At 37.8% G+C, this 24,257-nt stretch carries 19 protein-coding genes, 1 pseudogene and 1 other annotated feature; of the genes and pseudogenes, 16 read left to right on the top strand and 4 right to left on the bottom strand.

Annotated elements, in window-relative coordinates:
* Complete coding sequence (locus tag CJZ72_RS02045; RefSeq protein WP_081135337.1) at positions 1–744, top strand: acyl-ACP thioesterase domain-containing protein; 744 nt, start codon at positions 1–3, stop codon at positions 742–744.
* A gap of 82 nt (positions 745–826) precedes the next feature.
* Here CJZ72_RS02045 and CJZ72_RS02040 read toward each other — a convergent pair whose 3' ends face one another.
* Complete coding sequence (locus CJZ72_RS02040; RefSeq protein WP_081135334.1) at positions 827–1,795, bottom strand: asparaginase; 969 nt, start codon at positions 1,793–1,795, stop codon at positions 827–829.
* 162 nt (positions 1,796–1,957) lie between these two features.
* Between CJZ72_RS02040 and CJZ72_RS02035 the strand changes: the two genes are divergently transcribed.
* The 8 genes from CJZ72_RS02035 (at position 1,958) to CJZ72_RS02000 (ending at position 12,865) form a co-directional block, all read left to right on the top strand.
* Complete coding sequence (locus CJZ72_RS02035; protein WP_005879621.1) at positions 1,958–2,791, top strand: DUF72 domain-containing protein; 834 nt, start codon at positions 1,958–1,960, stop codon at positions 2,789–2,791.
* A 14-nt stretch (positions 2,792–2,805) separates the two neighbouring features.
* A complete protein-coding gene (locus CJZ72_RS02030) occupies positions 2,806–3,645 on the top strand; it encodes a Cof-type HAD-IIB family hydrolase (RefSeq protein WP_095443579.1) in 840 nt (279 codons plus the stop codon).
* 28 nt (positions 3,646–3,673) lie between these two features.
* Positions 3,674–4,198, top strand: a complete 525-nt coding sequence (locus CJZ72_RS02025) for a pyrophosphohydrolase domain-containing protein (protein ID WP_005879617.1) — start codon at positions 3,674–3,676, stop codon at positions 4,196–4,198.
* Between the two features lie 222 nt (positions 4,199–4,420).
* On the top strand, positions 4,421–6,142 hold the full coding sequence (locus tag CJZ72_RS02020) for a septation ring formation regulator EzrA (protein WP_005879615.1): 1,722 nt from the start codon (positions 4,421–4,423) through the stop codon (positions 6,140–6,142).
* A gap of 155 nt (positions 6,143–6,297) precedes the next feature.
* Complete coding sequence (locus tag CJZ72_RS02015; RefSeq protein WP_081135329.1) at positions 6,298–7,440, top strand: cysteine desulfurase family protein; 1,143 nt, start codon at positions 6,298–6,300, stop codon at positions 7,438–7,440.
* A gap of 18 nt (positions 7,441–7,458) precedes the next feature.
* Positions 7,459–8,670: a tRNA uracil 4-sulfurtransferase ThiI gene (thiI, locus tag CJZ72_RS02010; protein WP_081135326.1), complete on the top strand. Its 1,212-nt coding sequence runs from the start codon at positions 7,459–7,461 to the stop codon at positions 8,668–8,670.
* A gap of 330 nt (positions 8,671–9,000) precedes the next feature.
* On the top strand, positions 9,001–9,648 hold the full coding sequence (locus CJZ72_RS02005) for a redox-sensing transcriptional repressor Rex (RefSeq protein WP_081135324.1): 648 nt from the start codon (positions 9,001–9,003) through the stop codon (positions 9,646–9,648).
* A 303-nt stretch (positions 9,649–9,951) separates the two neighbouring features.
* Positions 9,952–10,172 (top strand) — a binding site (T-box leader).
* A 47-nt stretch (positions 10,173–10,219) separates the two neighbouring features.
* Complete coding sequence (locus CJZ72_RS02000) at positions 10,220–12,865, top strand: valine--tRNA ligase (RefSeq protein ID WP_081135322.1); 2,646 nt, start codon at positions 10,220–10,222, stop codon at positions 12,863–12,865.
* A 267-nt stretch (positions 12,866–13,132) separates the two neighbouring features.
* Here the strand turns inward: CJZ72_RS02000 and CJZ72_RS01995 are convergent, their stop codons facing one another.
* Positions 13,133–14,542 (bottom strand): helix-turn-helix domain-containing protein, encoded by a 1,410-nt coding sequence (locus tag CJZ72_RS01995; RefSeq protein ID WP_095443578.1) that lies wholly within the window; start codon positions 14,540–14,542, stop codon positions 13,133–13,135.
* Positions 14,543–14,729: 187 nt separating this feature from the next.
* Between CJZ72_RS01995 and CJZ72_RS01990 the strand changes: the two genes are divergently transcribed.
* The 5 genes and pseudogenes from CJZ72_RS01990 to CJZ72_RS15190 all read left to right on the top strand — a co-directional run.
* Complete coding sequence (locus CJZ72_RS01990; protein ID WP_005875693.1) at positions 14,730–16,043, top strand: bifunctional folylpolyglutamate synthase/dihydrofolate synthase; 1,314 nt, start codon at positions 14,730–14,732, stop codon at positions 16,041–16,043.
* Positions 16,033–16,689, top strand: a complete 657-nt coding sequence (locus CJZ72_RS01985; protein ID WP_081135317.1) for an HAD family hydrolase — start codon at positions 16,033–16,035, stop codon at positions 16,687–16,689. The genes CJZ72_RS01990 and CJZ72_RS01985 overlap by 11 nt, the downstream gene beginning before the upstream one ends.
* 56 nt (positions 16,690–16,745) lie before the next feature.
* Positions 16,746–17,438, top strand: coding sequence for a RadC family protein (radC, locus tag CJZ72_RS01980; protein WP_005875697.1), 693 nt, complete (start codon positions 16,746–16,748; stop codon positions 17,436–17,438).
* Between the two features lie 150 nt (positions 17,439–17,588).
* Complete coding sequence (locus CJZ72_RS01975) at positions 17,589–17,789, top strand: cold-shock protein (RefSeq protein ID WP_005875700.1); 201 nt, start codon at positions 17,589–17,591, stop codon at positions 17,787–17,789.
* 121 nt (positions 17,790–17,910) lie between these two features.
* Positions 17,911–18,039: pseudogene (locus CJZ72_RS15190) on the top strand (DUF3788 family protein); the annotation flags it as partial.
* A gap of 392 nt (positions 18,040–18,431) precedes the next feature.
* On the opposite strand, the gene rnjA reads toward CJZ72_RS15190, so the two are convergent.
* Both rnjA and CJZ72_RS01960 read right to left on the bottom strand, forming a co-directional pair.
* Positions 18,432–20,114: a ribonuclease J1 gene (gene rnjA / locus CJZ72_RS01965; protein WP_005875702.1), complete on the bottom strand. Its 1,683-nt coding sequence runs from the start codon at positions 20,112–20,114 to the stop codon at positions 18,432–18,434.
* A gap of 1 nt (position 20,115) precedes the next feature.
* A complete protein-coding gene (locus CJZ72_RS01960) occupies positions 20,116–20,328 on the bottom strand; it encodes a DNA-directed RNA polymerase subunit epsilon (protein WP_005875704.1) in 213 nt (70 codons plus the stop codon).
* A 390-nt stretch (positions 20,329–20,718) separates the two neighbouring features.
* Between CJZ72_RS01960 and efrA the strand changes: the two genes are divergently transcribed.
* Both efrA and efrB read left to right on the top strand, forming a co-directional pair.
* Positions 20,719–22,449, top strand: a complete 1,731-nt coding sequence (gene efrA, locus CJZ72_RS01955; RefSeq protein WP_005875706.1) for a multidrug efflux ABC transporter subunit EfrA — start codon at positions 20,719–20,721, stop codon at positions 22,447–22,449.
* Positions 22,446–24,212 (top strand): multidrug efflux ABC transporter subunit EfrB, encoded by a 1,767-nt coding sequence (gene efrB / locus CJZ72_RS01950; protein ID WP_053109251.1) that lies wholly within the window; start codon positions 22,446–22,448, stop codon positions 24,210–24,212. The genes efrA and efrB overlap by 4 nt, the downstream gene beginning before the upstream one ends.
* Positions 24,213–24,257: the final 45 nt, after the last annotated feature.

Below are 24,257 nucleotides of genomic sequence, written 5' to 3'. Positions count from 1 at the left end.
TTGGCAAAGAGATACACAAAAAAACATGAAGTTTCATATTATGAATGCGATATAAATCAAACAATGACGTTTCCGTCAATGCTTGGAGTAGTAATCAAAACGTCTGAAGATCAAAGTGATGCATTAGGCCGAGGAAGTGACTTCGTCAAGAGTTTTGGACTTACTTGGGTCATCACGAATTATTCGATCATGATCAATAGACTCCCAAAAGTTGGCGAAATCATTTCTGTAACTACTCAGGCAATGGAATACAATAAATTCTTTTGTTATCGTAATTTTTGGATTCATGATGAACAAGGAGAAGAACTGGTTAAGATCGAATCTGTTTTCGTATTGATGGATTTTGTTAACCGTAAAATGAGTAGTGTAAATGAAGAAATCATTGCACCATTTGAAAGTGAAAAAATCAAGAAAATCAAACGTCAAGAGAAAATTGAAAAAGTAGAGGCTGGCTTTATGTTACCTTATCGTGTTCGTTTTTATGATATCGATAGCAATCAGCATGTGAACAATGCGATGTACTTCAATTGGATCATTGATGTTTTAGGTTATGATTTTTTAACTACGCATATTCCTGAAAAAGTATTGATCCGTTTTGATAAAGAAGTTGAATACGGTAATGAGATCGAAAGTCATTATGAACAGATTGCTCTAGAAGATGGTGTCCAAACAAGACACGAGATTCGGATGCAAGATCAAGTGTATTGTGAAGCTAATATTACGTGGAGAAACAAAGAGGCATAATATTTATATTTTTAATGGATAAAAACTCTGAAAGGACGTACTTTATTATGTACAATCCTTCAGAGTTTTTGCTGTAAAGTGGTTAGTTAGTGATAAAATCCGCTAACTTTTGTTCTTTCAAACCATAATTTAGCGCAATCAGTAACTTTAATCGGGCTTTTTGGCTATTGATGCTGTTACAGAAAATGACACCCATATCGGCTAATTCTTTACCGCCGCCTTCGTAGTCGTAAACGGGTTCTGCAATCCCGTTGAAACAACGTGAAACAAGGATGACAGGGATTTTTTGTATCAATAATTTTTTCAATGCCGTCAGTGCTTGAGGTGGCAAGTTACCAGCGCCTAAAGCTTCGATCACTAAGCCATCTACTTTGGCATGAGCAAGTGCTTCTAAAAGATCCCCCTGCATGCCAGCATAGGCTTTAACGATAGGAATCGTTCCATTGACCGAAGAAATATCGAGTCGTGTAGAGTCTAACAGTTCTTGCATGAATAAAATACGGTGTTTGGTCACTAAACCGATGGGTCCTAAAGTCGGTGTTCTAAAAGTAGCCACATTGGTTGTATGAGTCTTTGTGACATAGCGAGCAGAATGGATTTCATCGTTCATGACCACTAAGACTCCTTTTTCAACTGCTTCATCGCAACTTGCTACGCGTATGGCACTTTCGAAGTTATACAGACCATCACTTCCAAGTTCATTACTAGACCGCATGGCTCCTGTGACCACGATAGGAATCTGGTCTCCGATTGTCGTATCCAAGAAAAAGGCTGTTTCCTCCAAGGTATCTGTTCCGTGGGTAATAACAACACCCCTAATATCTGAATCAATGGCTTCCATGATCCGTTTCTTTAAGATCAGCATGTGTTTTGGCATGATATGCGGCGAAGGAAGATTAAAAATATCTTCCATCACGAGATCGACATTTTCTGGTACAGTGATTTCTGCATCCAATAAGGGATTAACAACATCTGGACTCACACCCCCTGTCAAGATGTTTTCTTTCATAGCAATGGTTCCACCAGTGTGTAAAATAAGTATTTTTTTCATATTTATGGACTTCCTTACGAATAATTTTGCATAGGCTTTAAAGCTTATTGTATACTATATAAAAGAGTTTTGCTATCAAGGTGTTAAGTTAAGAACAATAGGCTTTATTACGTAGTGATACATAAGAACGTTGAATGAAACTTAGAAGAAGGATGGCTTGAAATGATACGTATTGGACTAACTTCGTTCAAAGAACATGATAAATTAACAGGTAAGAAAAATAATACACTTTATGAGTATGCAGGTTTCTTGCCTTTAGTGGAATTAGATACCGCTTATTATGGGATTCCACGGAAAACTTCAGTTGAGAAGTGGGTCGAAGAAGTACCAGAAAGTTTCCGTTTTGTCGTAAAAGTTTATCAAGGAATCAGTGGGCAAAGCGATTGGCAGGAATATTACCAAACAGAAGAAGAAATGGTAGAGAAATTTTTAGATACCATGCAACCGATGTATGACAGTGGAAAGTTATTTTGTTTTTTGGTACAGTTTCCGGCGTCGTTCAAATGTACCAAAGAAAGTGTCCAGTATCTGCGTAAACTTAGAAAGTGGTTCAATGACTACCCCATTGCTATCGAACTACGTGATTATTCTTGGTATAGTCAAGCACTAGTTGAACGTACCAGAAGTTTTATGACACGCGCTGATTTTTCATTAGCAATCATTGATGAACCGCAATTACTTCAAACTACTGTGCCATTCGATCCTTATGTAACCAACGCTCAGTTTACACTTTTTCGGTTTCACGGAAGAAATAGTCAAGGTTGGCAAGCGAATGACAAAGATTGGCGAAAAAAGCGTACGCTTTATCGTTATTCTGAAGAAGAATTGATCGAATTAGCTTCTGCTATTCGATCAGCTGAGCAGCAGACGAAGGACATCGGCATTATTTTTAATAATAATTCAGGTGGCGATGCGGCGGAAAATGCATTGGCTCTACAAAAAATATTGAAGATAAAACCACAAGGATTGAATCCAAAACAAATGGATCTATTTTAGAAAAGGGGCATTAGATGATCAAAGCGATTTTTTTTGATATTGATGGTACCTTGGTCAACAACCAGTCTAAAGCACTAGAGTCAACAAAAAAAGCAATAAATTATGCTCGAAAGAACGGTATATTATGCGGTGTAGCGACTGGTCGTAGTCCGATAAGGATTAAAGAAATCATTGATGAATTAGAGTTAGACATGTATGTTGTTTACAATGGACAATTAGTATTTACAGCAGATCGTACGATAGTGGATCAACCATTCGATCGATCCACATTAAAGAAGATTGTACGATTTGCAGATAAGAATCATCGACAGATTATTTTTGGAGGGCGGTATCAGCTAGCAGGTTCGACGACGATGCTATTAGGACAATCCCTGCTGATCAAGCGCATCGTTAGTTTTTTACCTAAGAAATTTCCTGTTCGTTTGATGAAGAAAGGGCTGCAACTATTTAGTCCACACCGCCAGAAAAAAAGATATGAAACACTAGAAATCTTGAACGAACCGATCTATCAATGTATTTTATTGAGTCAAGAGTCAGAACAGGCAAAACTAGAAAAGTATTTCTCTGAGTGTTCGTTCCAACGTTCAAATGCTTATACAGTCGATATCATTCCAAAAGGTGGCTCAAAACTTTCTGGTATCAAAACATTTGCAAAAGAAAAAGGAATTGAGATGTCTGAGATCATGGCGTTTGGCGATCATTATAACGATATCGATATGTTGAAAGGTGTAGGGATCGGTGTTGCGATGGGAAATGCACAGGATGAAGTAAAAGCTGCAGCCGATTTTGTGACCAAAACAAACGAGAAAAATGGCATATATGAAGGGCTCAAGCACTTTGGACTGATTTATTGAAAATGAAGATAAAAGGAAGAGAAGAATCATGACGGAAGAAACACCATTTCAAAAAGTAGAGGATTTTCATCGGATCTTTGATCCACGATCACCAGAATCTCCCACAGCTTTTACAAGTAAAGAAGCGAGCTACCGTGCAGGATTTAAAATTGAAGAATTGGTAGAGATGGTGGCAGCTACTGCTGAAAATGATCCCCAAAAATTACATCAAGCTGTCAATGAACTACACGATGCACTAGATAAAGCAGAAAGAAAAATGTATACAAAAACGAATTGGGGAAAAGAACCGTTGATCGAACAAGTCGATGCATTAACAGACATCTTATACTTTACGTATGGTTCTTTTTCATTATTAGGAGTAGATCCAACCAATATATTTGATATCGTTCATCAAGCAAATATGGGGAAATTATTTCCTGATGGCCAACCACATTATCATCCAGTGACGAACAAAGTGCTAAAACCTGCAGATTGGGAACAAAATTATGCACCAGAGCCAAAGATAGCAAAAGAGATCCAACGGCAGATCGAGCAAGCGAAAAAGAAAAGTTAGTGGATAGCTGTGAAAACAATTAACAGATATCCTGCTTTTTGTTCGTAAAAAACGAATGACTGAATAAAGATTTTCGCTTAAGTTAGTGAATGCTTGAAAATAGTATGTTATAATTTACGGTAGATGTCTTTTGCACGAAAGACGTATTTATTCGTTTTATGCGAAGCGGATGTTCGTCTGAGCATAAAAAATAGATGCATATTGAAAACGGAGGAACCTTAAATGGGAAATAATGTAATCATCGGGATCGTCATTGCAATCATTATAGTCGCCATTGTCGTCTTTTTGGTTAGTTACTTGATGAAGAAAAAAAACCAAGATCGATTGGATGCCTTAGAAAAGCGCAAGGAAGAATTATTTGACTTGCCTGTGATTGAAGAAGTCGATGATGTCAAAAAAATGCATCTGGTTGGGCAAAGCCAAAATACCTTTCGTGAGTGGAGTCAAAAATGGAATGACATATCTACTTCCTCATTTGCTGAGTTAGAAAGTCAAATTTTTGAAGTTGAGAATCTAAATGAAAGTTTCCGATTCCTAAAAGGTAAAAAAGCTGTTGTTGAAGCAGAGAATACGATGAATCAAATGGAAAAAGAAGTATCTGAGATCCGTGAAGGATTAAAAGAACTTCGTGAAACAGAAGAACGCAATTCATTAGCTGTCCAACAAGCGCTTGATATCTACGAAGAGTTGAAGGAAACGATCAAAGAAGATGAGCAATCATACGGTCCAGCATTCCCAGAGTTGCAAAAGCAAGTCAAAATGATCGAAAGTGAGTTTACTCAATTCGTCACATTGAATACCTCTGGTGATCCCGTAGAAGCGCGAGAAGTTCTGGATAAAGCAGAAAAACATACGTATGAAGTGGATGCTTTGATGAAAAAAATCCCACCATTATATGAAGATCTGGCTACCACTTTCCCAGAGCAACTTGAAGAAATCGATGATACTTACGAAAAATTAATGCAGGAACAGTATGTTTTTCCAGAAGAAGACCTTGTTGGAGAAATTGATAAAGTACGGAATCGGATCCAAGGTTCATTAGCGAACCTTGAAAAGACCGAAGTGGAAACGGTAGAATTCGAAAACCGCGAAACTGCGAATATGATCGACGCATTATATGATATTTTAGAACGTGAGATGGATGCCCAAAATTATGTGGCAACAAACCAATCAACGATCGAACAATACATCAAACATGCGACAAAAAATAATCGTCAGCTACTGATCGAGTTAGATCATACTGCGCAAAGTTATGCACTAAATCATAATGAGATCGGCCGAGTAAGAGGGTTCCAAACAGAAGTGGAAGAAATTGAACGACAAAATGAGCAAATGAAACCACAGATCCAACAACACACGGTCCCTTATTCTGAAGTACGTACATTCTACAAAAAAGTTTTCAAAATCTTAGAAGATATTGAGAATCAACAAGTAGAAATCGATGACTCTTTACATGAACTAAGAAAAGGTGAAAAAGAAGCGCAAGAAAAAATTGATACATTTGAATTTAAATTGCGTAGTCTGAAACGTTTTGTTGAAAAACAACGTTTACCCGGCTTACCAAATGATTATCTAGAATTTTTCTTTGTGGCGACAGAACGTATTGAAGAACTAAGTGTGGTACTGAATAAAATCAGAGTGAACATGGAAGAAGTCAATCGTTTAGTTGCTTTATGTGAAGAAGACTTAGAATTACTAGATAAAAAGACACATGATTTAGTCGATGCTGCTGCGCTAACTGAACAAATGTTGCAATATGCCAACCGTTACCGCCATACTCATGAAGAAGTGAAAGAAGCAATTGATAAGAGCTACTTTATGTTTAATAAAGAATACCATTACCAAGAAGCCCTAGATGAGATCGGTACAGCATTGGAACGTGTTGAACCTGGTGCATTTAAACGAATTGAAGATTTTTATTTCAATCATCCTGATCTAGTCTAATCAGAATCAACGAATAAACAATGAAAGCAACGTCAGCGGATAAGCTGATGTTGCTTTTTTAGTAAGTTTCAAAAAAATGAAATCTCATCCCACTCTTGAAAGCAGATAAGACAACCGTTATAATAGATGAGAATTTCAAAAAAGAGGGGTTTCTTATGATATATTTTGATAATAGTGCAACAACCCCAATCTTTCCGCAAAGTTTAGATGCCTACGTAAAAACAAGTCAGCGGATAATTGGGAATCCGTCAAGTTTACATGATTTAGGTAATCAAGCCAATCGTTTATTACAGCAAGCAAGAAAACAAATTGCTGAGTTGATTGAAGTAACACCCGATGAAATCTATTTTACTTCTGGCGGAACAGAAGGAGATAACTGGGTACTTAAAGGAACAATGATCGAAAAGCGTGAGTATGGAAACCATATGATCATTTCAGGAATCGAACATCCAGCAGTAAGTGAAACTGCTGAACAGTTAAAATCTTTAGGAGTAGAAGTTAGTGTGGCTCCAGTTGATAAAAAAGGTTTTGTGATTGTAGAAGAATTAAAGAAATTGATCCGCAAAGAGACTGTACTGATTTCCATCATGGCTGTCAATAATGAAGTGGGTTCTATTCAACCTATCATGGAGATCAGCGAATTACTGAAAGATCATCCTAAGATTCATTTTCATGTGGATGCAGTGCAAGCAATCGGTAAAGTACCACTTTCCACTTGGTTGACAGACCGTGTTGATTTTGCCACTTTCTCCGCACATAAATTTCATGGACCACGAGGAATAGGCTTTATTTATTGGAAAAAAGGTCGGCGTTTAGCACCGCTTTTGACCGGAGGTGGCCAAGAAAAAAATCAGCGAAGCGGCACAGAGAATGTACCAGCTATCGTTGCAATGTCCAAAGCATTGAGACTTGCTTTAGATATCAAAGCACAAAAGCCAGATCACACAAAAAATTTAAAGCATGCATTGATTGATGCTCTAGGAACATATGAAAAGGTCACGATCTATTCCGAAGGAGAAGATTACGCACCACATATTCTATGCTTTTCGTTAAAAGGCATTCGTGGAGAAGTACTGGTACACGCGTTAGAAGAAAAACAGATCTTCATTTCAACAACTAGTGCTTGTTCTTCCCGCAAACATATGGCAAGCAGTACGTTGCATGCCATGCATGTTCCAAATGATTTAGCGACTTCAGCAGTACGTATCAGTTTAGACGAAAGTAATTCGATGGCAGAAGTTGAACAATTTATGATCATATTCAAACAATTATATAAAAAGTTTTCAACAATCAATTAATTCTTGAGGAGTGTTTTTGTGAAATATAGTGAAATCATGGTCCGCTATGGTGAACTGTCAACAAAAGGGAAAAACCGAAAAAGTTTTATCATGCAATTAGCACAGAATGTACGTCAAGCCCTTGGTGATTTTCCAGAGATCAAGATCCATGCTGACCGAGATCGAATGCATTTATTATTGAATGGTGCAGATAGTGAATTAGTTATTCCTAAATTAGCAAAGATTTTTGGTATCCAAAATTTTTCACCGAGTATCCGGATCGAAAAAGATGTGGAACAACTAAAAGCAGCTGTTCAAGAAATCATGAAGGAAATCTACACAGGCAACGAAACATTTAAAATCATTGCAAAACGTAGTGATCATGACTTTGTATTGACAAGTAACGAATTGAATCAAACTCTAGGAAATGCTGTCTTTGATATTTTTCCAGATATCCAAGTACAAATGCGTAAACCAGATATTCCCTTACGTGTAGAGATACGCCGTGATGGCGCCTATTTATCTTATGAGACCATCAAAGGTGCAGGTGGGTTACCAGTAGGAACAAGTGGAAAAGGGATGCTGATGCTTTCAGGTGGTATTGACTCTCCAGTTGCTGGTTACTTTGCGATGAAACGTGGCGTGGAAATCGAGGCTGTCCACTTTGCTAGTCCACCATACACAAGTGAGCAAGCTTTACAAAAAGCAAAAGATCTAACTGGAAAACTGACTCCATATGTTGGAAAAATCGTTTTTATTGAAGTACCTTTTACGGAGATCCAAGAAGAAATCAAGAGAAGTGTACCACAAGGTTATTGGATGACGATTACGCGTAGGATGATGTTACGTTTAACAGATGAAGTCCGACGCATTCGCCAAGGTTTGATTATCCTGAATGGCGAATCACTTGGCCAAGTAGCGTCTCAAACTTTGCAGAGTATGGTAGCAATCAATGAAGTCACGAATACACCGATCATTCGTCCGGTAGCAACTATGGACAAACTAGAGATCATTGAAGTGGCTGAACGTATCGATACATTTGAATTATCGATCCAACCATTTGAAGATTGCTGTACGATTTTTGCACCACCACAACCTAAAACACGTCCTCGTTTGGATAAAGTCCATCAGTATGAAGAACGTTTAGCAATCGATGAAATGATCGAGCGAGCATTAGCTGGATTGAAAATCGAAACGATCCATACGGAAACGACAGAAAAAGCAGCGGAAGAATTTTCTGATTTACTATAGTAAAAAGCTAATAGGCGAAGAATAATCACAAGTAAAAAAGCAATCAGTTTTCAATAAATAAAATTTGATTTTAGAATGAGGTCGAGACAAAAGTGTTTCTCACTTTTGTCTCACGCTCGTTTTTTTTATTTCCGAAAAACCTGACTTTTGGACGCCGTATATTGGAAATTAGAATCTGCAGCAAACCTGATTTTTTAGATTTTTTCCACATTCTTTCTTTTAGTTAACCTTGTCATAAGGAAGAGAACGTTTATTTTTTTGCAAATGTTGCTCACACAGCGAATAAATGCTAAACTGAGTATGTGAATAAATTAACAAGGAGCTTTGACTATGGGAGAAAAATCAGAAACGTTGCCAAAAGCGACAGCTAAAAGACTGCCTTTGTACTTGCGTTATTTGAATATGCTTAATGATTCTGGCGTTGGCCGTATCAAATCAAATGAATTCAGTAAAATCACGCAAGTACCCTCTGCAACGATCCGCAGAGATTTTTCGTATTTAGGAGAATTAGGGCGCAGTGGTTATGGGTACGATGTCCCTTATCTTATTGAGGTATTTGATCGTATTTTAAATACCGATGAGGAAAAACGGATTGCTTTGGTAGGATACGGAAATCTTGGTAAAGCATTGAAACACAATAATTTTAGAAGAAATGAAAATTTGAATATCGTCTGTGTGTTTGATAATGATCCAGAGATTGTTGGACAAGTGATTGATGAGGAAATGATTTATCCGATCGATCGTTTTGCGGAAATAGCAAAAGAAAAAAATGTGACAGTCGCAATATCGACGGTGCCAAGCAAATATTCACAATCTGCAATTGATCAAATTGTTCAGGGCGGAGTATCAGCAATTTTGAATTTTGCACCAGATCGAGTAAAAGTTCCCGAACACGTAAATATCCAATACATTGATTTAACGACAGAATTGCAAACACTTATCTATTTTGATGAAAAATATTCAGAAGTATTTGCCTAACAGACGCGTTGCTTTATCCAATAAAAATAAAGCGCTATCTTAAACCTTTAGCTATGATGTCCGCGAATAATTTTTAATACTAGTGCCAAATATGGGGAACTGTTTTCTCTTTTTCATCACTACTGCTCAAATTAAAGGCTTTCTTCGACCTGATAGACGGCGTTCGCAAAGCAGATTTTCAACACTAGCTCTGAAAAAGAAAAACATGGGGAACTGTTTTCTCTTTTTCATCACTACTGCTCAAATCTAAACGCTTTGCTCACGACCTTTTATTGACTTTAATTTCTAACCATTGTAAAATGAAGCATAACGTTGAACAAGAGGAGTAGCTGGTTTAGGTACTTTTAGAGAGAGAACGAATGGGTGGGACGTTCTTAGTAGCAGCTGGTGAAGGTAGCTTGGGAGTTTTTATCTTGAATCTTTTAGTAGGGATAAACGAGTCGTGATCGTTAACTCACATGGAGAGGTAATAGGAGAAACTATTACAAATTAGGTGGTACCGCGTAAATCAATACGTCCTAAAATACGAAAGTATTTTAGGACTTTTTTTATTTTTAAGGAGGAAATCAGTATGACGGAAGAAAAAAATTTATCAACAAAATACAATCCGCAAGAAGTTGAAGCTGGCCGTTATCAAAACTGGTTGGACCAAGATTTGTTCAAACCAAGTGGCGACAAGAAAGCAAAACCTTATTCAATCGTGATCCCGCCGCCAAACGTAACTGGGAAACTTCACTTAGGACATGCGTGGGATACGACCTTGCAAGACATGCTGATTCGCCAAAAACGCATGCAAGGTTATGATACTCTTTGGTTACCAGGAATGGACCATGCAGGAATTGCCACACAGGCAAAAGTGGAAGAAAAACTTCGTCAGCAAGGTATTTCTCGTTATGATCTAGGACGTGAAAAATTTGTTGAACAAGTCTGGGAATGGAAAGAAGAATACGCAAGCCATATTCGTGAACAATGGGCTAAAATGGGCTTATCTTTAGATTATAGCCGCGAACGGTTTACTCTAGATGACGGGTTATCAGAAGCTGTACGTAAAGTATTTGTGTCTCTTTATGAAAAAGATTTGATCTATCGTGGTGAATACATCATCAACTGGGACCCTCAAGCACGTACTGCTTTATCAGATATCGAAGTTATCCATAAAGATATCGAAGGTGCGTTTTACCACATGAGTTATGAACTTGCTGATGGTTCTGGTGTGGTTGAGATTGCGACGACTCGTCCAGAAACGATGCTTGGAGATACTGCGATCGCCGTTCACCCAGAGGATGAACGATACCAAGAACTGATTGGTAAAAAGGTTATTTTACCTTTAGTAAATAAAGAAATCCCGATCGTTGCGGATGAATACGTAGATATGGAATTTGGAACAGGGGTCGTAAAAATCACACCTGCCCATGATCCGAATGACTTTGAGGTAGGTAATCGTCATGATCTGCCACGGATCAACGTCATGAATGAAGACGGTACGATGAATGAACTAGCTGGTAAGTATCAAGGAATGGATCGTTTTGAAGCACGTAAAGCAATCGTCTCTGATCTAAAAGAAATCGGTCGTCTGATCAAAATCGAGAAAATGATCCATAGCGTTGGTCATTCAGAACGTACAGGCGTAGTTGTGGAACCACGACTATCAACGCAATGGTTCGTTAAAATGGCACCGTTAGCTGAAAAAGCGATGAAAAATCAAGAAACAGAAGATGCTGTAGAATTTTTCCCACCACGTTTCAACCAGACGTTTTTACGTTGGATGGAAAATGTTCATGATTGGGTCATCTCTCGTCAATTATGGTGGGGACACCAAATTCCAGCATGGTACCATAAAGAAACCGGTGAAATGTATGTTGGGATGGAAGCACCAGCAGATAGCGAGAATTGGCAACAAGATCCAGATGTTTTAGATACGTGGTTCAGCTCTGCTTTATGGCCTTTTTCAACTATGGGATGGCCAGACGAGACAAGTGAAGATTACCAACGTTATTTCCCAACAAGCACATTAGTTACTGGGTATGACATCATCTTCTTCTGGGTTAGCCGAATGATTTTCCAAAGTTTAGAATTTACCGATCGTCGTCCATTTGACAATGTGTTGATCCACGGACTGATCCGCGATGAACAAGGGCGTAAGATGAGTAAATCTCTAGGTAACGGGATCGATCCGATGGAAGTAATCGAAAAATATGGTGCAGATGCCTTACGCTGGTTCTTGTCAAATGGGTCAGCACCTGGTCAAGATGTTCGTTTTAGTTATGAAAAAATGGATGCTTCATGGAACTTCATTAATAAAATTTGGAATGCTTCTCGTTTCGTCATTATGAATATCGAAGGCATGACTGTAGAAGATATTGATCTAACTGGTGAAAAGACGGTGGCTGATCGTTGGATCTTAACTCGTCTGAATGAAACAGTGTCTAAAGTAACAGATTTGTTCGATCATTTTGAATTTGGCGAAGCAGGACGTCAATTGTACAACTTCATTTGGGATGATTTCTGTGACTGGTACATTGAAATGAGTAAAGAAATCTTATATGGAGATGATGCAGTTTCGAAACAAACAACGAAAAGTATCTTAGTGCATACATTGGATCAAATTTTGCGACTATTGCATCCAATCATGCCATTCGTTACAGAAGAGATCTGGCAACATATTCCACACCAAGGAAGCTCATTAGTCATTGCTGACTATCCAGTTGTTCATCCAGAATTTGATGATGAAACAGCTTCTAAGGGAATGGAAGTATTGAAAGAATTGATTCGTTCCGTGCGAAATATCCGTTCAGAAGTCAATACACCATTATCTAAGCCAATCACTTTGTTGATCAAAACAAATGATCCAAAAATCGATCAATTCTTGGCAGAAAATACAAGTTATATTGAACGTTTCTGTAATCCAGAAGAATTGACGATCTCTAGTGATATCGTTGCACCAGATCTAGCGATGTCTGCTGTTTTGACGGGGGCAGAAATCTTCTTACCATTGGCAGGATTGATCAATATTGAGGAAGAAATCAGCCGTTTAGAAAAAGAATTAGCTAAATGGACGAGTGAAGTCAAACGTGTCCAAGGCAAACTAGGAAATGAACGATTTGTTTCCAATGCACCTGAAGAGGTCGTTGAAGCAGAGCGTGCCAAAGAAAAAGATTACTTGGAAAAACAAGCTGCTGTAAAAGAAAGAATCCAAAGCTTACGAACGATCCAATAAGTAGGCATCAAAACCGATAATGCTTATTTTTGGCAAAGATTAGCAAAAAAAGTTGAAGTAACTCTTATGGAATTTGCAGCTAGTTTAACTATATCCAGTAGATTCTATAATCGATGGTTGATCATTTCAAAATCAACTACAGAATTCATTTGAATAAGTAACAAAAAGACAAGAGCCTTCTAAATGGGTTAGTACAGAAACTAACTTTTAGGAGGCTCTTTACGCATTTTTTTCTATAGTTCTTAATTAAAAGAGAATATAAAAAGATCATCGAAATTCTTTTAACCAATCTTGAAACATGGAGTGGCTAAATAAGTGCACCAAGTAATTCAAGTCATGGTTGTTTAAAAAGCTGTCACATGAAATACATTTTGGATGATCGACGATTGCCAAATTTGTGAGGAAAAAATCATAAGTTTCTACTTGTCGTTCTAGATTCACCATATTATCAAAAGTAATTGCTTCAAAAGAGAAGCGAGAACCGAACCATTGATTCAAATAAGCAGCAAGCATGAGATTATGCGGATTTCCAAAAGTACAGGCAACGGCAATTCGTTTAGCTTGTTGGTGCTGGATGAATAGTTGTACGAGTGTAGTATCATGCACAATCAGATAATAGATCAATTCAAAAAATAAATCATCATTTGCTATTTTATTTCTAAAAATGAGAAATGCTTGTTTCAATTGTTCAGAAATACTTGAACAAAAACAACCGTTCTGCATAAAAAAATCTAAGACAAAACGTTTTTTGAACGAATTTAATAAATAAGTCCTACCATCCAAAAAATGAATGATCAAATCAACAGTATGAGGTAAAAAAGAATCAGATTGAGCTTGAAAAATCTGATACATTTTCTTTCTCAAATGGAGAAATTCCTTTTTGAACTCTCTTTTTTCTGTTGGCAATATAGGCTGATTTAAATCTGTGTAGCAACGGACAAAAAGGTTGTGGATAAAAACTGTATAAGGAATTTTAAACGTTTGCTCAAAACGTTTTTGATTGACTAAGATTTTTGAACAATCCATTTCTTGGTTGGATGAATCGGTCAAACAACGTGGATAATGCATACTTAGCTTGATCATCACCCATATATATAGTTCGATATGTAGTTCCTCCGGTATTTGTTTTGAGAGGCCGTCGGTAATTTCTTTGATTACTTTTCGTTCTCTAGCTGGAATCAAACTGGTCAGTGAAGGGTATTTTTCGTATAAGAAAGTAGTAAAAAAATGTGCTAAATGATAAAAATCCCCATGAAAGTACAGTGGTGAATTGGAAAGAAAAATATTCTCTTTCTCCAAAAAGCAAATGGTTTGTTTTTTGATACGGCGATACTTCGAGGGATTCAGGTGTAGCTGATCAATCAGTTTATTTGTCTGAGTGAAAGGATGAAAAAATAGGTATTCTAAAAATGCAAAATGGTCGGAACAAGTATAAAAATAAGAATAAATAACAGGGTAACTGATAATTGTATTTTTCAATAAGCGGATTTCGTTATTTTTCTTTTTGATCTGTAAAAAAGGAAGCTTGGTAAGAAGTTCATCTAAGTAGCTGCATAAAGTTTGTTTAGAGATAAGGCTCACTTTAGCTAGATCATCGAGCGAAATTTTTTGTTTTTCCAACAAAACTTCTAGGATGATGAGTTGAGCACTCTCTTTTTTAGATAATAAAGTACGCATTGTTTCTTCCTTTCTATTTGGTTTGTCTATATAATTATTGATTCTAACAAGAATACACGTATGGCTTACACTTGTTTTTTACAAATCTCAAATTTTTTGAACTCGGCGATTCTTTTTTAAGACTGTTTCCTTTTTCTGTTAATCAGTATTCTTTTTGTTATAATAAAAAAGAATGGGGGAATCGTTAATGAAAATCGAAGAGGCAATTGCTTGGATCCATAGTCGTTTACCTTTTGGATCAAGACCTGGTTTAGATCGAGTGGAGTCATTACTAGAGGTGGTCGGTCATCCAGAAAGAAAAGTCAAAACAATCCATATAGCAGGAACGAATGGGAAAGGGTCAACAGTCACTTATCTTAGATGCTTATTAGAAGAGGCTGGTTTGACTGTAGGAACCTTTACTTCCCCATACATTGAATCATTCAATGAAAGAATTTCGATCAACGGACAAGGTATTCCTGACCAAGATCTGATCGGATTAGTAAATAAATATCAGCCATTAGTGGAACAGTTAGATCGTTTTGAAGCTGTTTCTGGGATCACTGAGTTCGAAACATTGACAGCCATGGCATTTGATTATTTTTTAAATAAAGAAGTGGATGTAGCGATCATAGAAGTCGGGTTAGGTGGATTGCTTGATTCGACAAATGTGGCTGTACCAATGCTTACGGGTATTACTACAATTGGCTTGGACCATACGGATATCTTAGGCGAAACGATTGAAGAAATTGCTGCACAAAAAGCAGGGATCATCAAACAAGGGATACCTGTCGTAACTGGGAATATAGAGAAACGTGCGTTAGAAGTAATCAAAAAACAGGCAAAGCTTAGGAATGCACCTCTTTTTGCCTATGATGATGCGTATCATGTGGAATACAAACATCCTGCAGAAAGTTGGGGCGAACAATTTACATTTAGTAACGACCATGGCAAGATGACACGTCTGACGACATCAATGATCGGGCAACATCAAGTAGAAAATGCAGGAATGGCTATCGAATTATATCAAATTTACTGTTTGAAAGAAAAAATCCCATTTCGTGAAAAAGAAATCATCAAAGGACTAAAACGTGCCCATTGGCCTGGTCGCATGGAAAAATTGAGTAATGAACCCTTAGTAGTTTTAGATGGTGCCCATAATGCACACGCTGTTAAACGATTGGTGCAAAATTTAAAAAAAGAATTCAAAGAATACCATATCAATGTGCTTTTTTCTGCATTAAGAACGAAGAATGTGGAAAGTATGATCGAACAATTGAAGAAGGTCCCTAATATCCATATTTACTTAACAACTTTTGAACATCCAAAAGCAATCGAGTTGAGTAATGTTTCAGATTTAGTGGATGACAAAGTATCGATCGTTTCATTATGGCAATTTGGATTAGCAGAGATATTAGAAAAAATGACGGATGAAGATGCTTTAGTTGTGACTGGTTCGCTTTACTTTATTTCAGATGTACGAAATCTATTGTTACAATTAGGAGGAAATGATGAATTATAAATCAGTGATTTTTGATATGGATGGCTTGTTGTTTGACACTGAGATCGTTTATTACGAAGCAACACAGGTCGTGGCTGATCGCTTTGGATTTCCTTATGATAAAGAACTCTACTTGAAATTCTTAGGCGTGTCTGATGAAGAGGTTTGGGCAAACTATCACCGTATTTTTGCTGACTTTGGGAAAGACACTGTCCAACGATTTATAAAAGAAGCATATAATGAAACTATCCAACGATTTTCACAGGGAGAAGTGGCACTGAAACCTGGTGTGATGGAACTATTGGATTTTTTGGAAGAACATAAAATACCAAAAGTTATTGCCTCAAGTAATCAACGGAAAATCATTCAGTTGCTTCTTGAAAAAAATCAGTTGACTGGGTATTTTGAAACAATCATTTCGGCTGAAAATGTCCAACGAGCAAAACCAGATCCAGAAATCTTCTTAGTGGCAAATGAATACTTAGGCACGAAAAAGCATGAAACACTTATTTTGGAAGATTCACAAAACGGCATACTAGCTGCTGCACAAGCGAATATACCTGTCATCATGGTTCCTGACCTGTTGCTTCCATCCGAAGAACTAAGACAAAAAACAGTAGCTGTTTTATCTTCCTTACATGAAGTACCTCAAATGATGAAAAAATAAAAAAATTGCCCCTTTTTTTCGTATCTTATTTTGTGAAGAGAAAAAGGGGGTTTTTTATGGAGAAAAATTTGATGCGCACGGTGCCAATGACTTCACTACCTAGAGAAAGAATGCTGATATATGGAGAAAAATCATTGTCTGACCAAGAATTACTAGCGATTTTACTGCGCACAGGTCAACATCCTTTTAATGTTTTAGAAGTAGCAGGACATCTATTAAAAGCATTTGGCGGATTGGCTCTCTTGCGTCAAGCTACGCTTTCTGAACTAGAAAAAGTAAGAGGGATCGGACAAGTAAAAGCTCTTGAGATAAAAGCACTGATCGAACTAGGTACTCGGCTTCATGCTGAACAGGTACAGGTCAAGCCTAAGATCCATGCAAGTGTTGAATTAGCAAAACAATTGATCTTAGAGATGAAAGATTATCAGCAAGAACACTTAGTCTGTATCTATTTAGATACGAAGAACCAAGTCATATTGAAAAAAACGCTGTTCATCGGTTCCTTGAATCAGACCATTGCGCATCCAAGAGAAATTTTTCATTACGCTGTTCGTTATTCTGCAGCTAGACTGATTCTTGTGCATAATCACCCATCGGGAAATGTTATTCCATCCAAGCAAGATGTGCAGTTTACAAGAAGAGTACAGAGATGTGGAGAGATGATGGGGATCGATGTATTGGATCATTTGATCATTGGGCAAAAGCAATATTTTAGTTTACGAGAAGAAGGGATATTAGAAGAAGAATAAGAGTGGCTTTCTTGCAAAAAAAATGAAGCAAGTGTACAATTATATTGTAATTTTGTTTGGGAATAGAAGTTGAAACATCTGTTGCACCTCTATCGTACGCGAGCAATGTTACAATCAATTAAGTGCTTAGGCACGAGGAGGGTATTATTAATGGAAAACGGAACAGTTAAATGGTTCAACGCTGAAAAAGGATTTGGTTTTATTTCACGTGAAGACGGAAGTGACGTATTTGTTCACTTTTCAGCTATCCAAGGTGACGGATTCAAAACTTTAGAAGAAGGTCAAGCAGTAACTTTCGATGTTGAAGAATCAGATCGTGGCCCACAAGCTACGAATGTTGAAAAAGCATAATTTCTTGAAAAAGCCAAACAAGTGTTGTTCACCTACTGATTTGTAGGAAAAGAATAAATACTGTTTATAAGAGGTTGTTATAAAAGTATTTGTAGTCAATATAGATCACTTTTAAACACCGATCCAAAAGAGGTTGGGACAGAAGTGTTTAACTCCGAGAAATAAGAAGAAATTCACGAAAATTGCTTTTCAAATTTTTGTGAATGTGGGTTTATTTCCGAAGGAGTTGCTTCTGCTCCCACCGTTTATTTGTTTTTTAAGCATGAGACAAAAGTGTTTCTCACTTTTGTCCCACGCTCTTTTTTTGTCTAAAAATAAAAAGAGAAGTGAACTTCTAAGTCGAAGGACAAATGATGATTTTTCCAATCAGTAGAATGTGGGACAAATCTAAAAATCAATTTTGCTACAGACTCTAGTTTGGGATGAACGACTTTTGTCTCGACTTCCTCCGTCACATGATTTTTATTGTATTCAACAGCAGTTCCGCGGTATCAAGTCGGAAGAGGGGATTCCCATTTTCTTAGCTCTATTGTGTCTTTGGATCTATATTTCCTTCGATTATTGATCAGACGATAATCAAAAAAGCAGACAGCCTCTAAAGGCTGCCTGCTTTTTATATTGAACAAACTTTTTTAAAAGCTTTTATTTTTCTTCGTCAGGTGTCATAACCATAGGAAGAATCATTGGATGTCTTTCAGTCCGTTCAAACAAGAACGGTTGTAAGGCACCTGTCATGGCTTCTTTTAATTTATGCTCTGAACAATCTGGTGCATTCAAGACATCGCGAAGAGCGTGGAATAAGATTCGTTGCGCTTCATTGATCATTTCACCAGATTCACGCATATAAACAAAACCGCGAGATAGAATATCTGGTCCAGCTAAGATTTCTCTCTTCTTGATATCGACAGTCGCAACTGCTAAGACCAGTCCTTCTTCAGATAGTAGGTGACGATCTCTTAATACGACATTCCCGATATCACCGATGCCGCTGCCATCGATGTAGACATCACCAGCAACGAAATGACCGGCGGGACGTGCACTATCGCTAGTTAAAGCTAGCACATCACCATTCTCCATGATAAAACAGTTCTCAGCTGGAACTCCTGTGGCTTGGGCCAATGAAGCATGGATTTTCAACATTCTGAATTCCCCATGAACTGGAACAAAATATTTTGGTTTCATTAAACGAAGCATCAATTTTTGCTCTTCTTGACCACCATGACCAGAAGTATGGACGTTATTGATTTTGCCGTGGATAACTTCTGCACCAGCTTCAGATAACAAGTTGATCAAATGATTGACACTTGTTGTATTTCCTGGAATAGGTGAGCTTGAAAAGATGACTGTATCATCAGGTTGGATTTGGATCTGACGATGCGTGCCATTTGCGATCCGACTTAACGCAGCCATTGGTTCACCTTGAGAACCAGTACATAAAATCATTGTTTCATTTGCTGGTAAACGATTGATTTCATGTGCATCCACAAATGTCCCATCTGGCACTTTGATATATCCTAGACGCTGACCATTGACGATTGCATTTTCCATGCTACGACCAAATACAGCGATTTTTCGACCCGTCGCAACAGCAGCATCCGCGGCTTGTTGTAAACGGAAAATATTTGACGCAAAACTAGCAAATATGATGCGTCCTTCAATCTTTTCAAAAATCTTTAAGATAGAAAGACCAATCGTTTTTTCAGATTTTGTGAACGTTGGGATCTCTGCATTTGTACTATCAGATAGCAAGCAAAGAACACCTTCTTCACCAATACGCGCCATTTTGTGTAAGTTTGCAGGTTCACCAACTGGCGTAAAGTCAAATTTGAAGTCACCTGTGGCAACGATGTTACCAGAAGGTGTTTTTACAACGACACCTAATGCATCAGGGATACTATGGGTCGTTCTGAAGAAGCTAACTGATGTTTTTCTGAATCGGATCACAGTATCTTCATTGATCTCATGCATTTCAGCATCTCGTAACAAACCATGTTCATCAAGCTTATTTGTTATCAATGCTAATGCAAGGGGACCAGCATAGATAGGGATATTTGCTTGTTTCAACAAATAAGGGATCCCACCAATATGGTCTTCATGCCCATGGGTGATCACAAGTGCTTTCACTTTGTGTATATTTTGAACGATATAGTTGTAGTCAGGAATTACGTAGTCAATTCCAAGAAGGTCATCTTCTGGAAACTTGATTCCAGCATCAATGATGATGATTTCATCTTGAAATTGTACCCCATACGTGTTTTTCCCGATTTCACCTAATCCACCAACCGCAAAGACGCCTGTCTCGTTATTTTTGATGGAAAGTTTCATCTTAAAACTCCACTAAAGTGAATTCGGCATTTTCTTTTTCGTATTCTAGATGGCTTCCTTCTAGAAGTTGAACGAATTCAATATTGTATGGGGTATTTTCTTCCACTTTTTGACGTGCTTCGACATCACTGCTTGCTTCAATGTAAAGTGATTGAGTTTCTTCTCGTTTTGGATTACGAATCTTTGTTTCTTGATAGTATACTTTGTAAATCATTAGTAAGTCTCCTTTATCTGCGTATAGCAGTAATTTAGCTAGTTGATTTTTAGACAACACAAAACGAGGGGACAAGCCACCTAGTTTTTCATATGCTTTGAGTAAAATGATCGATTTTGCTCAAAGAGACAAGCCTCGTTTTGCTTATCCATTCAGATTGTTCTTCAACCGTGCCCTTCTGTATGGTTTTCACATACAATAGTTAATTGCTATTTTAGCATAAAATTGGTGATAAGTATAGAAATCGACTAGGTGGAAAGGAAAATTGTTTTTATCATCCGAATGTAATAAAAAAATTTTTTTCCCACTAGAAGTGTTCTATATAGTCACGGAGTATGCTATTATTTTTATTAATGGCTAAATTTAATTTGATTAAAAGGAGATGAGAAAGTGAAATTGATGTGGCATTACACCATGCGCTATAAAAAATATCTTGTATTAAATTTTATCTGCGTATTTGGTTTTATTTTGATCGAGTTGGGGTTACCAACGATCTTGGCTCGAATGATCGATGTCGGCATTCGCAACAACGATTTCGATTATGTCAAACAACAAGGAATCTTCATGATCATCATTACGGTGATAGGGATCATTATGAATATATTGTTAGGCTATTTTGGTTCTCGGATCACGACGAATATCGTAGCAGATATCAGAGATGATCTATTCAAAAAAATCCAAAGTTACTCACACCAAGAATATGAAACATTAGGGGTAGCATCTTTGATTACTCGAACAACGAATGATGCGTATCAAATCATGCTATTTTTACAAAATATCTTGAGAATCGGTTTTATGACGCCGATGATGTTCGTGGTGAGTCTCTACATGGTCATGCGTACAAGCGTATCATTAAGTTTGTATGTGATCGGGGCGTTACCTCTCTTACTAATCGCCGTGGTAGCAATTGCTAAATTTTCTGAACCATTGTCAAAAAGACAGCAGAAGAATTTAGATAAAATCAATAGTATATTACGTGAAAATCTATCTGGTTTACGAGTTATTCGAGCGTTCGTCAATGAAAAATTCGAAGAAAAACGGTTTGCAAAAGTAAATGAAAATTATGCATCTAGTTCAAAGAGTCTCTTTCGTTTGATGGCTGTTGCGCAACCTGGTTTTTACTTTTTGTTCAATATTGTTATGGTCTTGATCATTTGGAGCGGAACAGTTCAAATTGAAGCAGGAGCGTTACAAGTAGGTGACTTGATCGCATTTATCGAATATATTTTCCATGCGCTGTTCTCATTCATGCTATTTGCAAGTGTCTTCATGATGTATCCACGTGCAGCAGTTTCTGCAGGACGTATCCAAGAAGCATTGGATGCTTCTCCATCAATCACCGAAGATCCTAATGGCGTTTCGGAAACAAAGACAAAAGGGTATATTGAATTTAAAAATGTGACCTTTGCCTATCCAGGACATTCACAAGAGCCAGTGATCCGCAACGTAAGTTTCACTGCTTCTCCTGGAGAAACGGTAGCGTTTATTGGGAGTACTGGTAGTGGGAAATCAACACTGATCCAACTGATTCCTCGTTTTTACGATGTCAGTGACGGCGAGATTTTAATTGATGGAGTAGATGTGCGTGACTATCGCTTAAGCAAACTTCGAGATAAAATCGGCTTTATTCCACAAAAAGCGCTGTTGTTTACTGGAACGATCGCTGAAAATTTGAGATATGGTAAAGAGGATGCAACCCAAGAAGAGATGGAACAAGCTGCCGAAATTGCTCAGGCAGCGGATTTTATATCTAAGAAAACCGATGGATATGATGAACATCTTTCCGAAGGGGGAGCAAACTTCTCAGGTGGACAAAAACAACGGCTTGCAATAGCACGTGCAATTATTCGCAGACCGGAGATCTATATTTTTGATGACAGTTTCTCTGCATTGGACTATCAAACGGATGCGAAGCTTCGTGCAAGACTGAAAAAAGAAACGACAGAATCAACTGTCTTGATCGTGGCACAACGTGTAGGAACGATCATGCATGCCGATAAGATCATTGTCTTGAATGAGGGCGAAGTGGTAGGTATGGGCACGCATCGAGAGTTATTGGAAAATTGCCCGATCTATTATGATATAGCTGCTTCACAGTTATCGAAGGAGGAATTAGCATGAAAAATACATTTGCTTCCTTAAAACGATTAGCTCGTTATATCAAACCCTATAAATTGACGTTTATCTTTGTTTTATTGTTTACCGTATTGACGGTCGCATTCAATGCCGCACTACCTTACGTAGTTGGTTTGCCAACCACTGAAATCAGCAATAATATTGCGAATGGTGAGTCGATCAACTTTGATTATATTTTTAAGTGTTTGATTTGGATCACGGTTGTTGGGATCGGCTATTGTGTTTCCCAATTGCTTTCAGGTGTTTTGATGACCAATGTTGTGCAAAGTGCAATGCAAGATTTGAGAAGAGATATCGAGGAAAAAATCAATCGCTTGCCGGTTTCTTATTTTGACAAGAACCAGCAAGGAAATATCTTATCTCGTGTCACTAACGATGTGGATGCTGTCAGTGGTGCTTTGCAACAAGCGTTTATTGGCGTCGTGAATGCGATTTTAGGAATTACGATGGCAGCGGTAATGATGTTTTATATACAACCAATCATGGCTCTGATTTCAATGATCATGATCCCAGCTTCCATCTGGATCTCTAAACGAGTGATCAACGCTTCCCAAAAATACTTCCAACAAATGCAAAATTCATTGGGGGAATTGAATGGCTATGTTCAAGAAAATATGACTGGTTTTAGTGTATTGAAAGTCTACGGTCGGGAACAAGAGACCTTTGAAGGATTTAAAAAGGTCAATCATTCGTTGAAACATTATGGATTCAAAGCAGCGTTTATTTCTGGCCTGATGATGCCTTTAGTTCAACTTACCGCCTATGCTACGTATATCGGAATGGCTGTATTGGGTAGTTTTTATGTGATTTCAGGTGTGATCGTTGTGGGACAACTGCAAGCGTTCATCCAATATATTTGGCAAATCAGCCAACCAATGGGAAATATCACGCAATTGTCTTCTGTTCTACAAAGCGCTTCGGCGGCTACAAAGCGTGTCTTTGAGATTTTAGATGAACCAGAGGAAAAAGAAAATAAAGTAGATGTCACTCTTCCGGAAACAATATTAGGAAATGTTTCGTTTGAACATGTGGATTTTGCCTATGATCCAAAAAAACCGTTGATCCAAGACTTGAATTTTGAGGTCAAAGCAGGGCAGACAGTAGCAGTCGTAGGTCCTACAGGCGCAGGAAAAACGACGTTGATCAACCTATTGATGCGTTTTTATGATGTGACACATGGGGCTATAAAAATCGATGGTATCGATACAAAATCAATGAGTCGAAGTGACGTTCGGTCATTGTTCGGTATGGTTCTGCAAGACGCGTGGCTGTATGAAGGAACGATTGCGGACAATATCCGTTTTGGTAAATTGGATGCGACAGATTATGAAGTGGTTGATGCTGCGAAAACAGCCAATGTCGATCACTTCATACGAACGATGCCGGATGGTTATGAAATGGAGATCAATTCTGAAGGGGACAATGTTTCTCTAGGGCAAAAACAACTGTTGACGATTGCTCGTGCTGTGGTTTCTGATCCTAAGATTTTGATTTTAGATGAAGCAACCAGTTCAGTGGATACACGTCTTGAGGCATTGATCCAAAAAGCAATGGATCGCGTGATGAAAGGACGAACCAGTTTCGTGATCGCCCATCGGTTATCCACGATTCGAGATGCTGATCTGATCTTAGTGATGGATCAAGGACAGATCATCGAAAAAGGAACACATGAAAGCTTGCTTGCACAAGGTGGTTTCTATGAAAAACTCTACAATAGTCAATTTGCAGAAGAAGTAATAGAGGCGTAAAAAGCGCAACAAAAAAGAAGGTTTATTTTTGTTTTTCTGTGTCGT

The sequence above is a fragment of the Enterococcus durans genome (genome assembly GCF_002277935.1).
In the GTDB taxonomy this organism is placed as follows: domain Bacteria; phylum Bacillota; class Bacilli; order Lactobacillales; family Enterococcaceae; genus Enterococcus_B; species Enterococcus_B durans.
Note: the sequence above shows the minus strand (reverse complement) of the source record. Positions and strands in the feature narration are given on the sequence as shown.